Annotated in this window: 12 protein-coding genes; 7 read left to right on the forward strand and 5 right to left on the reverse strand. The window is 64.8% G+C overall.

All coding sequences use genetic code 11. The features are described from left to right. Positions 1–14 precede the first annotated feature (14 nt). The 4 genes from EB815_RS15855 to EB815_RS15870 all read right to left on the reverse strand — a co-directional run bounded on the left by EB815_RS15855 (position 15) and on the right by EB815_RS15870 (position 5845). On the reverse strand, positions 15–3212 hold the full coding sequence (locus EB815_RS15855; RefSeq protein ID WP_056571016.1) for an efflux RND transporter permease subunit: 3198 nt from the start codon (positions 3210–3212) through the stop codon (positions 15–17). Further along, positions 3209–4171 (reverse strand): efflux RND transporter periplasmic adaptor subunit, encoded by a 963-nt coding sequence (locus EB815_RS15860; RefSeq protein ID WP_244494067.1) that lies wholly within the window; start codon positions 4169–4171, stop codon positions 3209–3211. The genes EB815_RS15855 and EB815_RS15860 overlap by 4 nt, the downstream gene beginning before the upstream one ends. An 11-nt stretch (positions 4172–4182) precedes the next feature. Next, positions 4183–4383: a YgaP family membrane protein gene (locus tag EB815_RS15865; RefSeq protein ID WP_056572065.1), complete on the reverse strand. Its 201-nt coding sequence runs from the start codon at positions 4381–4383 to the stop codon at positions 4183–4185. A 154-nt stretch (positions 4384–4537) separates the two neighbouring features. Then, a complete protein-coding gene (locus tag EB815_RS15870; protein ID WP_056571019.1) occupies positions 4538–5845 on the reverse strand; it encodes an NAD(P)/FAD-dependent oxidoreductase in 1308 nt (435 codons plus the stop codon). 222 nt (positions 5846–6067) lie between these two features. On the opposite strand from EB815_RS15870, the gene EB815_RS15875 reads away from it, so the two are divergent. Then, entirely contained in the window at positions 6068–6403 is a 336-nt protein-coding gene (locus tag EB815_RS15875; RefSeq protein WP_056571021.1) for an ArsR/SmtB family transcription factor, read from the forward strand. A 26-nt stretch (positions 6404–6429) separates the two neighbouring features. Here the strand turns inward: EB815_RS15875 and EB815_RS15880 are convergent, their stop codons facing one another. Further along, positions 6430–7314, reverse strand: coding sequence for an aldo/keto reductase family oxidoreductase (locus EB815_RS15880; protein WP_056571023.1), 885 nt, complete (start codon positions 7312–7314; stop codon positions 6430–6432). Positions 7315–7407: 93 nt separating this feature from the next. Between EB815_RS15880 and EB815_RS15885 the strand changes: the two genes are divergently transcribed. The 6 genes from EB815_RS15885 to EB815_RS15910 all read left to right on the forward strand — a co-directional run bounded on the left by EB815_RS15885 (position 7408) and on the right by EB815_RS15910 (position 15545). Next, complete coding sequence (locus EB815_RS15885; RefSeq protein WP_056571025.1) at positions 7408–8313, forward strand: LysR family transcriptional regulator; 906 nt, start codon at positions 7408–7410, stop codon at positions 8311–8313. A 217-nt stretch (positions 8314–8530) separates the two neighbouring features. After that, positions 8531–8758 carry a hypothetical protein gene (locus EB815_RS15890; protein WP_155772435.1) on the forward strand — a complete coding sequence of 76 codons (228 nt, stop codon included), beginning with the start codon at positions 8531–8533 and terminating at the stop codon, positions 8756–8758. A 325-nt stretch (positions 8759–9083) separates the two neighbouring features. Beyond that, positions 9084–11672, forward strand: a complete 2589-nt coding sequence (gene mprF, locus EB815_RS15895; RefSeq protein ID WP_155772456.1) for a bifunctional lysylphosphatidylglycerol flippase/synthetase MprF — start codon at positions 9084–9086, stop codon at positions 11670–11672. 17 nt (positions 11673–11689) lie between these two features. Continuing rightward, entirely contained in the window at positions 11690–13051 is a 1362-nt protein-coding gene (locus EB815_RS34260; protein ID WP_065005368.1) for a virulence factor family protein, read from the forward strand. A gap of 181 nt (positions 13052–13232) precedes the next feature. Then, the gene (locus EB815_RS15905; RefSeq protein WP_056571029.1) at positions 13233–15146 is read left to right on the forward strand and encodes a diguanylate cyclase; all 1914 of its coding nucleotides are present in this window, start codon (positions 13233–13235) and stop codon (positions 15144–15146) included. A gap of 66 nt (positions 15147–15212) precedes the next feature. Further along, entirely contained in the window at positions 15213–15545 is a 333-nt protein-coding gene (locus EB815_RS15910) for an ArsR/SmtB family transcription factor (protein WP_056571031.1), read from the forward strand. Positions 15546–15582 lie beyond the last annotated feature (37 nt).

The raw sequence follows: 15582 nt of genomic DNA on the forward strand, positions 1-15582 counted from the left end.
CGCCCTGACCCTTTTTACGTGCGCAGCACCCGGTAGATCGCGGGGATGACCAGCACCGTCAGCAGCGTCGAGGAGGCCAGGCCGAACAGTAGCGAGATCGCCAGCCCCTGGAAGATCGGGTCGGTCAGGATCACGGCCGCGCCGATCATGGCGGCAAGTGCTGTCAGCAGGATCGGCTTGAACCGGATCGCGCCGGCCTCGATAAGTACCTCGCGCAACGGCCTGTCGGGCGACGCGGCGTGACGGATGAAGTCGACCAGCAGGATCGAATTGCGCACGATGATGCCGGCCAGCGCGATGAAGCCGATCATCGAGGTGGCGGTGAACGGCGCTCCGAACAGCCAGTGTCCGCCGAGGATGCCGATGAAGGTCAGCGGGATCGGCGTCAGGATCACCAGCGGCACCTTGAACGAGCCAAACTGGGCGACGACCAGGATGTAGATGCCGAGCAGGGCGACGCCGAAGGCCGCGCCCATGTCGCGGAAGGTCACCCAGGTGACTTCCCATTCGCCGTCCCACAGAAGCGTCGGCCGGCTTTCATCTTCCGGCTGGCCATGCAGCGAGATCGCGGGCTTTTGCAATCCGGTCCAGTCCTGCGCGTCGATGGCCTTGCTGACGGCGAGCATGCCGTAAAGTGGCGCCTCGAAGCTGCCGGCAAGCTCGGCTGTCACCATTTCGGCGGCGCGGCCGTTGTGCCTGAACACCGGGAACGAGGCGCGCTCCGGCGTTACCCGCACGACATCTCCGAGTTCCACCACGCCGCGGCCGCCGGGCAGGACATTGGCCGGGATGGGCGTGGTCAGGAAGCGCTCGTCGAGCGTCCTTTCACCCTTCGGCCGCTCGATGCGGATCGGGATCGGCTGGCGGCCACCGCCGCGATGCGAATAGCCGACGGTCTTGCCGCCATTGAGGATGGCGAGCGTGTCGAAGACGTCGCTTTCCTCGACATGGAAGAACTCCGCATCGTCGGTGGAAATCGTGGCGCGCAGCCGGCGTGCCGGCTGTCCCCAGGAATTGTCGACGTCGACGATGAAGGGCACGGAACGGAATGCCGTTTCGATCTTTTCGGCGACCTTGCGGCGCGTGTCGCCGTCGGGTCCATAGACCTCCGCCAGCAGCGTTGCCATCACGGGCGGACCGGGCGGCGGCTCGACCACCTTCAGGCTGGTGCCTTGCGGCACCGGGATCGTGGCGATGCGCTGGCGCACGTCGAGCGCGATCTCGTGGCTGGACCGGGTACGGTTCGCTTTCGGCAGCAGGTTGAGCGCCACGTCTCCCTGCCGCGGCTCGGTGCGCAGGACGGCATGGCGCACGAGGCCGTTGAAATTGAAGGGCGCCGCCGTTGCGGCATGTGTCTGCACCGACCGGACCTCCTTCAGCTCGAGAACCCTGGCGGCGACGGCCTGTGCAACCGCATCGGTCGCTTCGACGGAAGATCCTTCCGGCAGGTCGATGGTGACCGACAATTCGGACTTGTTGTCGAAGGGCAGGAGCTTGACCGTGACATGCTCGGTGTAGAACAGCGCGAGCGAGCCGAGCGTCAGCAGGCCGACGACAAGCAGGAAGGCCCAGCTCGCCTTCCTCGAGGCCAGGATCGGCCGGGCGACGGCGGTGTAGGCGCGGCCGAGCGGGCCGCCATTGCCATGATCCCGATGGGCATGTGCCGGCGCCCGTCCGGCGAGTTTGAGCATCAGCCACGGCGTCACCGTCACCGCGACGAAGAAGGAGAAGATCATCGCCGCCGAGGCGTTGGCCGGGATCGGGCTCATGTAAGGCCCCATCATTCCCGAGACGAACAGCATCGGCAGCAGTGCGGCGACCACGGTCAAGGTGGCGACGATGGTGGGGTTGCCGACTTCGGCCACCGCCTCGATCGCTGCCTGCCGGCGGTCGCGTCCGCCGCCCATGGCCCAGTGCCGCGAGATGTTCTCGATCACCACGATGGCGTCGTCGACGAGGATGCCGATGGAAAAGATCAGCGCGAACAGCGAGACGCGGTTCAGCGTGTAGCCCATGACGCGCGAGGCAAATAGCGTGAGCAGGATGGTCACCGGGATGACGACGGCCACGACCATGGCTTCGCGGCGGCCGATGGCGACCCAGACCAGCACGATGATCGAGATCGTCGCCAGGCCGAGATGGTAGAGGAGCTCATTGGCCTTGTCGTTGGCGGTCTCGCCGTAGTTGCGCGTCACGTCGATCGCCATATCGCCAGGGATCAGTCCGCCCTGGAGCAGGGCGACCCGGTGCAGGATGGCGTCGGCGACCGCGACGGCGTTCGATCCGGCGCGCTTGGCGATGGCGAGCGTGACCGACGGCACGCGCTCCACGCCGGCGCCAGCCCTGGTGACCGTGGACACCAGCGCATCACCGGTGTCGGTGGCGAAGGCGACGTCGGCGACGTCGCGAACATAGACGGGGCGGTTGTCGCGCGAGGTCAGGAGCAGGTTGCCGATCTGGTCCGGCGAGGCCAGCGTTTCGCCGGCGACGATGTCGATCTGCTCGCCCCGGTCGCGCACGCGTCCGGCCGGAAAGGCCTTGTTGGCGCCCGACACCTTGGCGGCAAGCTGCTGCAAGGTGACGCCGTAAAGGGCGAGCTTTTCGGGGTTCGGATCGACGCGGATGATCTCACCGGTGTCGCCGACCAGGTAGGTCAGGCCGACATTGTCGATCTTGGCGATCTCGGTGCGAAGTTCGCGCGCGACGCGGGTCAGGTCGTTCGGCGTCATGCGCGCGGCCGCCTCCGCCTTCGGCGACAGTGTCAGCGTGACGATCGCGACGTCGTCGATGCCGCGGCCAACGATCAGCGGCTCGGGCACGCCGACGGGAATGCGGTCCATGTTGGCGCGCACCTTGTCGTGGACGCGCAGCACGGCGGCGTCGGACGAGGTACCGACGACGAAGCGGGCGGTGACCATCACCTGGTCGTCGCGCGTCTGCGAATAGACATGCTCGACGCCGTCGATGCCCTTGACGATCGTCTCCAGCGGCTCGGTGATCAGCTTGACGGCATCGTCGGCCTTCAGCCCGTCGGCGCGCACGAAGATGTCGACCATCGGGACCGAGATCTGCGGTTCCTCCTCGCGCGGCAGCGTGAGCAGCGCCACCAGCCCGAAGGCGAATGCGGCGACCAGGAACAGCGGCGTCAGCGGCGAGGCGATGAAAGCCCGCGTCAGCGCGCCGGCGATACCGAACGAGGCAGGGCCCTTCATGGCGTGATCACGACATCGCCGGCCGCGAGGCCTGTCAGGATCTCGACATAGTCGCCGTCGGCGCGCCTGGTCCGCTCGCCGGCGACCACCGCCCGTTCGGCCTGTGTGCCGCCGGCGGTGACGCGGACGAAGTCGATGCCCGAGCGGGTTGCGATCGCCGACGCCGGCACCAGCAGCGCGGAGCGCTCGGCGACCGGCAGCTCGACCAGGACACGGGCATCGATGAAATTGGTATCGAGATTGTCGACCTCGACGTCGGCGATGACGCGGCCATTGTCGATCTGCGGATAGATCTTGGCGAGGCGGCCGGCTGCTCCCTTGCCGCCGGCATTGATGCGGATGGCGGCTCCCTCCCTCAGGGACGCAGCGTAACGCTCCGGAACGGCCAGCCGCAGGAACACGCCGCCGCCACCGATGGTGGCGACCACTTCACCAGCCATGATGACGGCGCCGCGCGTCACCGGCACGGTCAGCACGCGGCCATCGCCGGGAGCAAAGACATCGCCTTCGGCGCCCTGCTGCACGATCACCGAACGCTGGGCCTGGGTCGCGGCAAGCTGGTTGCGCGCGACGTCGACCTCGGTGCGCAGCTGGTCAAGACGCTGCGCGGTCATGACACCCTTGTCGACCAGCGTCTGGCCGCGCGCGAGTTCGGATTGCGCGGTGTCCAGCTGTGCCCGCAGCGCGCGCAACTGGGCGTCCAGCGCCGCGACCTGGAAGGCGATCTTGTCGTCCTGAACGGTGGCGATCTTCTGCCCCGCCTTGACCGCTTCACCCTCGGTGACGGCCAGGTCGACGATCAGCCCGCCGATGCGGGCGCGCGCCGGAACGGTGTCGCGCGCCTCGACACGGCCATAGACCGCCTTCCATTCGGTCACGGTCGTCGGCGCCAGCGTCAGCGTGCCGGCAAGCGCTGGAGAGGTCGCCAGCAACGCGGCGACCAAAAGGGGCATGCGCATGCGGGTCATCCTTAGAATGCGCATCCCGGCTTGACGCCGAGCTTGCGGAAGACCATCGCCGCCGGACAGAAGCCGGTGAACGCCGATTGCAGCATGTTCAAGCCGACGAAGACCGTCAGCCAGACAAACAGCGGCGAGACAAAGGCGGTAAGCACCACGGACAAAAGCACCATGGTGCCGGCGAAAGCGAGAATGGAACGGTCAAGGGACATCGTCATCTCCATTTGTATATGATCATATGTAAATATATGAATGTTATAATTGGCCGCAAGGGGTGGCGCCGACTTTTCCGCCGGCGGTTGCGGGCCTTCGTTTGGGCCGCCAGCCGCCGTCCGCCCGAGGGCCAGCCGCGGTGGCTTGCCCCGGTCAGGCAACCGGTACATCCGGCGCCGCCTCGACCTTGATCTGCTTGAGCTTGTCGATGCCCAGCGCCTGCAGTGCGAGGCGCTCGTAGAAGGGCTCGGATTTGCCGGTCCTGATCTTGTGCAGGAAATACTTCTCGAAGCCGACCTTGGCGGTGTGCACCCATTTGCCGGAGGACGACCAGTTGACGTTGCGCGGCGGGATCTGCGGCTGCGCCACGAAGGCGACGCCGGAATCGCCGAAATCGGCGAGGCAGACCGCATTCCACGTGCCCTGGGCATCGGGCTCCTCGCCCTTCACCAGCCGGCCTATGTTGCGCGCCGTCGCCGTGACCATGGATTCGATCATGAAGCCGGTCTTGGGCACGCCTACCGGTACAGGTGTCTTGCCGATCGGCGGGATGGCGACGCAAACGCCGACCGCGAATATTTCGGGGAAGGCCGCGTTGCGCTGGTGCTTGTCGACGACGATGAAGCCGCGCGGATTGGTGAGGCCCTCGATGCCGCGCACCGCCGCCACGCCACGGAAGGCCGGCAGCATCATCGCAAAGGCGTGCGGCAATTCATGCGCCTGCCTGACCGACCCATCGTCGGCGATTTCCTGGACGAACATCTTGCCGGGCTCGACCTTGTCGACCCTGGCGTTGCAGATCCACTTGATGTGATGCTGGCGCATCTCGCTCTCGAGCAGGCCCTTGGTGTCGCCGACGCCGTCGAGGCCGAGATGGCCGATATAGGGTTCCGAGGTGACGAAGGTCATGGGCACGCGGTCGCGCACCCTGGCGTCGCGCAACGCCTTGTCGAGAATGAAGGTGAATTCGTAGGCGGGCCCGAAGCAGGACGCGCCCTGGACCGCGCCGATGACGACCGGACCCGGCCTTGCGACAAGCGCGTCGAAGGCCTCCCTGGTCTTGAGTGCGTGGTCGATGTGGCAGACCGACTGGGTGTTGTGCTCCGGCCCGAGGCCTTCGATCTCGTCGAAAGCGAGTTCGGGGCCGGTGGCGATCACCAGATAGTCATAGGAGACGGATGAGCCGTCGTTGAGTTCCACCGTGCGTTCGGCCGGGTGGACGCGCCTTGCTCCTTGCGGATGAAAACCGATGTTGCGCCGGGCGAGCACCGGAGCAAGGTCGATCTCGACCGCCTGCCTGTCGCGCCAGCCCACGGCGACCCAGGGGTTGGATGGCACGAATGAATAGTGGCTGCCATTGTTGATTACGGAGACCTTGTGTTCCCCGGCCAGTTCGTCGCGAAGCTCATAGGCCATGATCGTGCCCCCCAGTCCGGCACCAAGGACGACAACATGCGCCATGCTCTTCCTCCTTCGCGGCGTGGCCTTTGGCGCAACGCCGATATTGCGGTTCCCACGTAGGGAACGGCATTGGCTGATCCTGCGCCGTTGTGGCCGGCCGCGACTTGATGCGGATCAAACAAGCGCGCTGGCGTGACTCTCCAGCGCATCGATCCATCGGCTTGACAGGCGCCGGCGTCAGGCTAATATTATTTGTAACTCTTAATATGATAATGTGTTCATATGCGCAACATAAAAATAGCCGAACTGGACAAGCAGGCGCGCGAAGCGTCCGAACTGCTCGCCGCGATGGCAAATGAAAAACGGCTGATGATCCTGTGCCATCTGCTGGACGGCGAGACGAGCGTGAACGAACTGGCCGAACTGGTTGGGATGAACCAGTCGGCGCTGTCGCAGCAGCTTTCAAAGTTGCGCGCGCTCAAGCTCGTGGACACGAGGCGCGACGCCCAGCAGGTCTACTACCGGTTGGCATCGGTGGAGGTCGAGCGAATCCTGCAGACGCTCTATGGCATCTATTGCGATCCGCTGACAAGGATCGCCAAGGTCGGCAGCCGGTAGGCTGCCGACCGGCAGCAGGACCCGCCTTATGCCGCTTGCTCGGCTTCGCCGCCGATCCCGTTCAGCACATCGATCGCCTCGCGAGGCAGGTCGAGTTCGGCCGCCGCAAGGTTCTCACGGAGATGGCCGACCGACGAAGTGCCCGGGATGAGCAGGATGTTGGGCGAGCGCTGCAGCAGCCAGGCGAGCGCCACCTGCATGGGGGTCGCGCCAAGTTTGCGGGCGACATTGGCCAGCGTGTCCGACTGCAGCGGCGTGAAGCCGCCAAGCGGGAAGAAGGGCACATAGGCGATGCCGTCGGCCGCCAGCTCGTCGATCAGCGCGTCATCCTCGCGATGCGCGATGTTGTACTGGTTCTGCACGCAGACGATGTCGGCGATGCCGCGCCCCTGAGCGATCTGGGCGCGGGTGACGTTGCTCATGCCGATATGGCGCACCAGGCCCTGGCGCTGCAATTCGGCGAGCGTGTTCAATTGCGGCTCGAGCGATCCTTCGGCGGGGCCATGGATGCCGTGCATGGAGCGTAGGTTCACGACCTCGATCACGTCCAGGCCAAGATTGCGCAGATTGTCATGCACGGCCTGGGTCAGCTCCGGCGGCGACATTGCGGGGAGCCACGATGCGTCGGCGCCGCGCCGGGCACTGATCTTGGTGACGATGGTGAGGTTGGCGGGGTAGGGGTGCAGCGCCTCGCGGATGATCTGGTTGGTGACGTGCGGGCCATAGAAATCCGATGTGTCGATGTGGTCGACGCCGCTGGCGATCGCCTCGCGCAGCACGGCGAGGGCGCCGTCATGGTCTTTCGGCGGACCGAAGACGCCCGGTCCCGCCAGTTGCATGGCGCCGTAGCCGAGGCGCTTCACGGTGCGGTCGCCGAGTTTGAAGGTTCCGGCCTTGCTGATGTCGGTCATGGTCTCATCTCCTTTGGATCGGCCCAATGTAGACAAAGCGCGCCTGCACGATAATATGGTGCAATCGGCACACCCTGTGCGGAAAGGCGAACAATGGCGACGGATCTCGGCGACCTCCAGGCGTTCATGGCGGTGGCGCGCGCCGGCGGCTTTCGCGAAGCGGCGCGGGTGGGCGGCGTCAGCGCCTCCAGCCTCAGCGAAACGGTGCGGCGGCTGGAGAACGGGCTCGGCGTGCGGCTGTTCAACCGCACCACGCGCAGCGTGGCGCCCACCGAGGCCGGGGCCCGGCTGCTCGAGCGGCTTGGTCCCGCGCTCGGCGAGGTCGAGGCGGCGCTCGACGTGGTCAATGGCTTTCGCGGACGCCCGGCCGGCACGCTGCGGCTCAACGTGCCTGTCGTCGCGGCGAAACTGGTGCTGCCGCGCCTCTTGCCGCCGTTCTTCGCCGCCTATCCCGAGATCCGCATGGAAGTGACAGCCGAGGACAGTTTCGTCGACATACTGGCGAGCGGCTGCGACGCCGGCATCCGCTATGACGAGCGGCTGGAACAGGACATGATCGCCGTGCCGATCGGCCCGCGCCGGCAGCGCTTCGCCACCGGAGCCGCACCGGCCTATCTCGACAGGCGCGGCCGGCCCGAGCACCCGCGCGACCTGCTCGACCATGCCTGCCTGCGCGGCCGCTTCGCCAGCGGCCTGACGCCGGCCTGGGAATTCGAACGCGACGGCGAGGTGGTGAGCGTCGAACCGACCGGCCCGCTGCTGGTCAGCACCGGCACGGCAATGGCCCTTGCGCTCGAGGTGTCGGTTGCCGGCGGCGGCATCGTCTCGCTGTTCGAGGACTGGCTGCGGCCCTATTTCGACGATGGCCGGCTGGAGCCGGTGCTGGAGCCCTGGTGGCAGGAATTTTCCGGGCCGTTCCTCTACTATCCCGGCCGCCGCCTCACGCCGGCACCGCTGCGCGCCTTCATCGACTTTGTCGGCACGATGCGCTGGGGGTGACGGACGGGCATCGTGGCGCCGGGTGTGCCGGCTGTCTTGCCCGGTGATTCGCCTGTCGCATGCTTGCCTCGTCGAACCGAAGCGGCGATGAAGGAAAGCGAGCCTTTCTCATATTTTCGTGCCCGACCTGTCGAAGGGACCTTACGGATATTTATGCCAGCGGCAATGCGGGGGAAATTTCAAAGGTCCATTGTTTCGGGGGAATGGAGTCGTTTCAATGAACAGGATCGCGAAAACCTTTCGAATTGTGTTCGTGCCGGTTCTGAGCGTGGCGCTTGCAATCGTCGCGATACCGATCGTTGCGCTTGTTGCGACCACGCCGAGGCTTCGTCGGCAACACCGTCATGGCGATGTCGTTTCTCGCTTCACTCGAAGAGTCCCGGCCGCACGGTCCGCTGTTCCTCCCACCATTGAGACGACCTATACCGTCGTTCATTCGTCGTAGTGCTGTCGTCGTCGTGCTGTAAATGCCCCGGCGAACGCCGTCATCTGTATTGCAGCCGGCGCTTAGGGACACAAAAGCGACAAGAACGTTAGGCGAGGAAGCTGGGAAGCGCCCGTTGAGCCATGGGCTTTCGGGATGAAGGATACGAGAGTCTCGCTGCCGAAGGCGGGCCTTGCCTGCAAACGTCCGGCCCCAGCGAGCATCAATCTTGAAAACCCTTATCGTGAGCCCCGCGAGCTCCGACAAGACCGAGGACTTTTTGAACAGTATGATTCCGAAGCCTGAATTCCCCAATCCGAGCGCTCTGGATCCCACAGCCGATCCGATGACCGCACGGGATGCGCGCTTGCAGATGTTCGGCTTCTGGGGGCGCTACCAGCATTTTGCCATGCCCGTCGCGGGCGTGGCCATAGCGGCAATCACCGTGGTGGTGCTGCAGCGGTTCTTGAATGACCTTTCGCTCGACCATGTCCTGCAATCGGCGCGAAGCATCCCCGGCAAGCACCTCCTGGTCGCACTTGCACTTACACTTTTGAGTTTTGCCGCTGTCGCCTTTTACGATGTCGTGGCTGTGGAGACGATCGCGCCAGGCCGCGTCCCAAAGCTGTTGTCGGCATGCGTCGGTGCCGCGGGCTACGCCATCTCCAATGCGCTGGGCTTTTCGCTGCTGACAGGCGGGATGCTGCGCTATCGCATCTATGCCGGCGAAGGCATTGCCTTGTCCGATATCGGTCGCATCATCGCCACCTCGTGGCTAGCGATCTGGTTCGCTTTCACCGTGATGATCGCTCTTGCCCTGGTCCTTGACCCGGCTCGTACACCGTTTGTCGACCAGCTTGATCCTCGCCTGGGCTTGACGCTCGGCATCGCACTGATGCTTTCGGTTGGTCTGCTGGTCGGGTGGCTGTCGCGCGGCGAACGCACGCTGACGATGGGAAAGTTTTCCATCAAATTGCCCAATTCACGCGGCGCGCTGACACAGATCGTGGCCGGCCTGGTCGACGTCTGCGCCGCCGCCGGAACGCTCTACGTGTTGATGCCTGAGACGGTCACCACCGGTCCAGCTGTCTTTGCGCTTGTCTTTGTCGTGGCGACCATCATCGGCATCGCCAGCCACGCTCCAGGCGGTCTCGGCGCCTTCGAGGCATCGATGATCGCCGGCCTTGGCCTGGGCAACAATCCGGATGCTATCGCAGCTCTTCTTGCCTTCCGTATCATCTATACGCTTTTGCCCTTTCTGGTTGCCGCCATCGGTGTCCTGTCGTTCGAGATCTACGCGCGGCACGCCGAAGTGTCGCAGCGGGTGCTCTACGCAGGCCGCGTCCTGGAGCCTCTCATCCCGCCGCTTGCCGCCGGCGCGACCTTCCTGGGCGGGATAATGCTGTTGTTTTCGAGTTCCATTCCAGGTGCTGCCGAACGCCTCGACCTCCTGTCCGACCTGCTGCCGCTGCCATTCATAGAGGTCTCGCACCTGGCGGCCAGCTTCGCCGGCATTGCAATGTTGATCCTTGCGCGGGGGCTGGCGCGGCGGCTTCAGCAGGCATGGGCGGCCTCGCTCATTCTGTTCGTCCTGGGGGCCGCCTTTTCGATCGGCAAGGGTCTGAATTGGGAGGATGCGAGCGTCCTCCTGATCCTGTCGACAGTCCTGATCAGCTTCCGCAAGGCTTTCTATCGCCGCCCGATCGAGGGGATCGGAACGCTGTCATGGGGCTGGCTCGCCAGCGTCATCAGCATCGTCGCCATCTCGATCTGGCTTGGGTTCTTCAGCTATCGCGACATAGACTATTCCAATCAACTGTTCTGGCAATTCGCCGTCGACGGCGACGCCCCGCGCTTCCTGCGCGCCAGCATCGTGATCCTGATCGTTACGGCAGCGGCGGCGCTTCACACGGCCATCAATCGAAAAGCCATCGACCGCAAACAGCGCGCCGAAATCCCTACGGCCGTCAGCGCGATCGTCGCCGCCTCGAACGTGACCCATGCGGCTCTGGCAATGCTCGGCGACAAGCAATTCCTGATGTCGCCGGACGGCCGGGGCTTCATCATGTATGCGCGCTCGGGCGGCAGCCTTATCGCGCTCGGCGGGCCGATCGGGCCTGTCGCGGGCGACAGCAAGCTCGCCTGGGCCTTTCACGACCTCGCCGACCGTTGCGCGGTCCGTACGGCCTTTTACGGTGTGCAACCTGACCAATTGCCCATGTACCTGGACATGGGCCTCGTCGCGCTGAAGCTCGGCGAGGTCGCGCGCGTCGACTTGGCGGCTTTCAACCTCGACGGCCCACGCCGCCAGCCGCTGCGCTACGCCAACCGACGCGCCGAGAAGGATGGTCTGGTTTTCGAGATCGTCGAAGCCGCCAATGTGAGACCGCTTCTTGGCCAATTGCGAGAGGTGTCGGATGCCTGGCTCCAGATGAAGGCGAGCTCCGAGAAGGGTTTTTCGTTGGGCTATTTCGAAGACGACTATGTCAGCAGATTTGACATGGCCGTCATTCGTTGGCAGGGCCGCATCATCGCTTTTGCCAATTTGTGGGGCAGCGCCGACAAAAGCGAACTGACCGTCGACCTGATGCGCCATGCGCCTGACTCGCCCAAGATCGTCATGGACGCGTTGCTGACCAAACTGCTTCTTCATGGCAAGTCGCAGGGTTATCGCTGGTTCAATCTGGGCGCGGCACCGCTTTCGGGATTGTCCGCGGGCCGGCTGGCTTCCCGGTGGAACCGGTTCGGGTCCTTTCTCTACCGGCGTGGCCAGACCTTTTATCGTTTCGACGGGCTCAAGGCTTTCAAGGACAAGTTCGATCCCGTCTGGACCCCGCATTATTTCATATGCCCGCCCGGACTGGACACCATACGATCCTTGTTCGATGTCACCACTCTGATCGGCGGCGGTCCGATGGAACTCGTTCGGAAATGATTGCGTATTTCGCGCAGATGACGAAGAGCCGCGCGAGCTTGGTTCTGGCGGCTCTGGTCGTCGCTGCCGGCCTTGGCCTGGCGCTGCATTTCAACCGGACACGGGCCGTCCCGCGCCAGATCCGCGTTTCCGCCGAGCGTCTGGTCGATGTTCCCGTTCAGCTGCCGCAACAGGATCCGGTGGGGCTGGTCATCCTGTTCTCGCAAAAAGGCGGCATTGGTCAGCGTGACGTCGATCTGGCGGCCGCCCTGGTCGACAAGGGCTTGATCGTGCTGCCGGTCGACCTCGAAAAATATCGCAAGAGGCTGAGCGCGGCCGGTGGCGAGTGCATGTATCTCGGGTCCGATCTGGAGGCGCTTTCCAAGGCGGCCATCCGCGCCACCGGCGGCACCAGCTATTTTCATCCGGTGGTGGCGGGTATCGGCGAAGGAGGCACGCTCGCATATGCAGCGTTGGCCGATGCACCGGTGACGACACTGGCCGGCGCCGTCGCGCTCGAGCCGACGCGCAGCCTGGTTACGCCGCTGCCAACATGCCCGGGCGGCGCCGCACCGACGCCGGATCCGGCGGGCGGCTTCAACTATGCCCTCGACGCGGACTTGCCCTCACCCGCGACACTGGTTTCGGCCGCACCGCTTGCGGGTATTTCCACGCAATCGTCCGACAATGCGATGCGGGCAAAGGCGGTTGTTGTCGATAGCGTGTCCGGCCGCCTCGACGCGGCGGTTGAAGCCGTGGTTTCGATCGCCGCCAGCGATGCATCGTCAAATGACCTGCCGACCATCGATATCCCCGCCAGTTCGAAGCCAGATTCCCTTGTGCTGTTCTTTTCAGGCGACGGCGGCTGGCGCGACCTCGACAAGGTGATCGGCGATGAGATGAGCAAACACGGCGTTCATGTGGTGGGCATCGATTCGCTTCGCTACTTCTGGGCGGAACGCACACCACGACAAATCGCAAACGATACCGTATCCATGATCGACCGCGCTGATCCCTCGGGCAAAATGCCCGTTGCGGTCTACGGTTATTCATTTGGCGCCGATGTCTTTCCGTTCGCCTGGACCTTGCTGCCGAAGCGGATAAAGGATCGCATCCGGTTTGTCGGCCTCCTCGCCACCCAAAAGACGATTACCTTCCAGGTGACCGTTGGTAGCTGGCTCGGCGGTGGAGGCGACCATGTCGTCGCACCGGCGATCGCCACAATTCCGCGCGACCGGCTGCTGTGCGTCTATGGCGAGGACGAGGATGACACGGCCTGCACCGATCCCTTGCTTGCGGGGATCCAGACGCTGAAAATGAAGGGCGGACATCACTTCGATGAAAACTACCCCGCGCTGGCCAAGATTCTTCTTGCCCGCATGAAACCGCGAATGTCGTAGCACCGCTATCGCGGGGAGCGCTGACATGCTTCTGCCGCAACGTTCGATGCAAGCCGCCGGAATTTGCCCGCCACGGTCTCTTTCGACCAAAGGTCAAATGCCTGATGTAACACTTTGTTGTCATTGAGGGCCTATCGAAGAGCCGATCCGGCGAAAGCCCGGTATAAGGAAAGGACCAGCCATGGGTTCGCCCTGGTCCGAATTGCTGGCCAATCTCGCGGTCGTTGCGATGTTCGTTTCGGTCTGGATCCACACGCATGTGTGGCTGGACCGCAGGCCGGCCGCTGTAAAGGCCACGGCCTTCGGCCTGCTGATGGGCGCCGGCGCCATCATCCTGATGCTGACGCCCATGCAGTTGCAGCCGGGCGTCCTGGTCGATCTCAGGGCGACGATGATTGCCGTTGCCGGCTTCTTCGGTGGTCCTGTCGCCGGTATCGTCGCGGGGGTCATGGCCGGCGCCTACCGGACCTTCGAGGGCGGTGTCGGCGCCTTTGCCGGCGCGGTCGGCATCGCGGTCACCATGCTGGTCGGCATTGTCGGCAATCTTGCGCTCAGGGGCCGTTCGCCCGGCATGGGCGATATCATGATCCTGGGCGTCGCCGCCGCGGGCGGATCGCTGCTTGGCTTCAGCGTCTTGCCGCGGTCCGTCATCGAGACGGTTCTGCCCAAGGTGGTGTTCCCGTCCAGCCTGCTCATCTTTGTCTCCGTGGCGATGTCGGGGCTGGCGATCTACCAGGAGCGGCGGCGCATCGAGGCGCTTCGGTCGAGGCGCATCTTCAAGGCGGTGGTCGAGACCTTGCCCGACTGCCTCAACGTCAAGGACCTCGATGGGCGGTTCATCGCCGCCAATCCCGCAACGGCCGAGTTGATGCAGGCGGCTGATACCAAGGCACTCATCGGCAAGACGGATTTCGACTTCTATCCGCCTGAAACGGCGCGGGAATTCCGCGAGGACGAGCTTGCGGTGCTGGCATCCGGCGTCTCCTCCACCATCGAGCAGCGCTTGCTTCATGAGGATGGCACCGATGCCTGGCTGGCGACGCTGAAAGCGCCGTTCCGCGACAAGGCCGGGGCGGTTATCGGCCTGATCACGCACAATCGCGACATCACCCTGCGCAAGCGGCTGGAGACCGAACTGGCGGAAAGCCAGGCCAGGCTGGGAGACGCGCTGACGCATATGGCGGACGGGCTGGTGATGTTCGACCCGGACGGCAGGCTGGTGCTGTGCAACGCCCAATACCGCGCCCTGTTTCCGAAAACGGCCGACATAAGGGTGCCCGGCGCCGACTACCGCGATATTCTGCGCGCCTCGGCGGCGCGCGGCGAAAGCGTCACGCCGCCCGATGCGGTCGAGGAGTGGATCGCCGACATCATGGCCATGCAGACGGTTGCCAACCATCGCCAGGTCCGGTTCGCCGACGGCCGCTGGCTCGACGTGCGGACCCGGCCGACTGGCGATGGCGGCAGCCTGAGTGTGTTTTCCGACATCACCGAGGCCAAGCAGGTCGAGGCCGAGTTGCTGGCGGCCAACGAGAAGCTGAACCTTCTGGCGCACCGCGACGGGCTGACCGAACTGTTGACGCGGCGGGCCTTCGACGAAGCGCTGGCGCGCGAATTCGGCCGCGGCCGGCGCACCATGGCGCCGGTCAGCCTGCTCATCATCGATGTCGACTGGTTCAAGCGCTTCAACGACCACTATGGCCATCCGGCGGGCGATGAATGCCTGCGCGCCGTCAGCCGCTGCATCGAGGCGACGGCGCGGCGGCCGGCCGACGCGGCGGCCCGCTATGGCGGCGAGGAGTTCGCGCTCGTCCTGCCGGAAACCGACGCAAGGGGCGCCTTCGTCATCGCCGAAACGCTGCGGGCCAGGGTGCGCGACCTCGGGCTCGCGCATGCCGGCAGCGAAAAGGGCGTTGTCACCGTCAGCATCGGGGTCGGCACGTTCGACGGCAGCGCTGATATCGAGATCGCCGATCTCCTTCGGCGCGCCGACGAGGCGCTCTACGGCGCCAAGGCCGCCGGACGGGACCGCGTGCATGGCTGGCGCCCGCATCTCAGCGAACCACGCTCGACCGCGCCCCAGCGCAAGGCGTGAGCCTTGGCTGTCATATCAACGTCATCGTCGGTTGCTATTAATCCATAAATCCGGATATATGGATTCATGGACAAGACAACATCATTGCTGGCGCTCGCCGCGCTCGGTCAGGAAACAAGGCTGGAGGTGTTCCGGCTGTTGGTTCGGGCCGGGGCCGAGGGGGTGCCGGCAGGCGAGATCGCGACGCGACTGGGCATTGTGCAGAACACCATGTCGGCGCATCTGAAAATCCTCGGCCAGGCCGGGCTGGTGCATGCCGCACGCGAGGGCCGCAGCATCCGCTACACGGCCGACATGACCGGGTTTCGCGATCTCTTGGCCTATCTGATGGAGGATTGCTGCAATGGCGCCCCGGAGCTTTGCCAGCCGATCATCCAGGCCGTGACCTGTAAATGTTGAAGTGGTCGGTTCGCCCCGCGGAAGCGGCTGGACGAGA

Source organism: Mesorhizobium loti, assembly GCF_013170705.1.
In the GTDB taxonomy this organism is placed as follows: domain Bacteria; phylum Pseudomonadota; class Alphaproteobacteria; order Rhizobiales; family Rhizobiaceae; genus Mesorhizobium; species Mesorhizobium loti_D.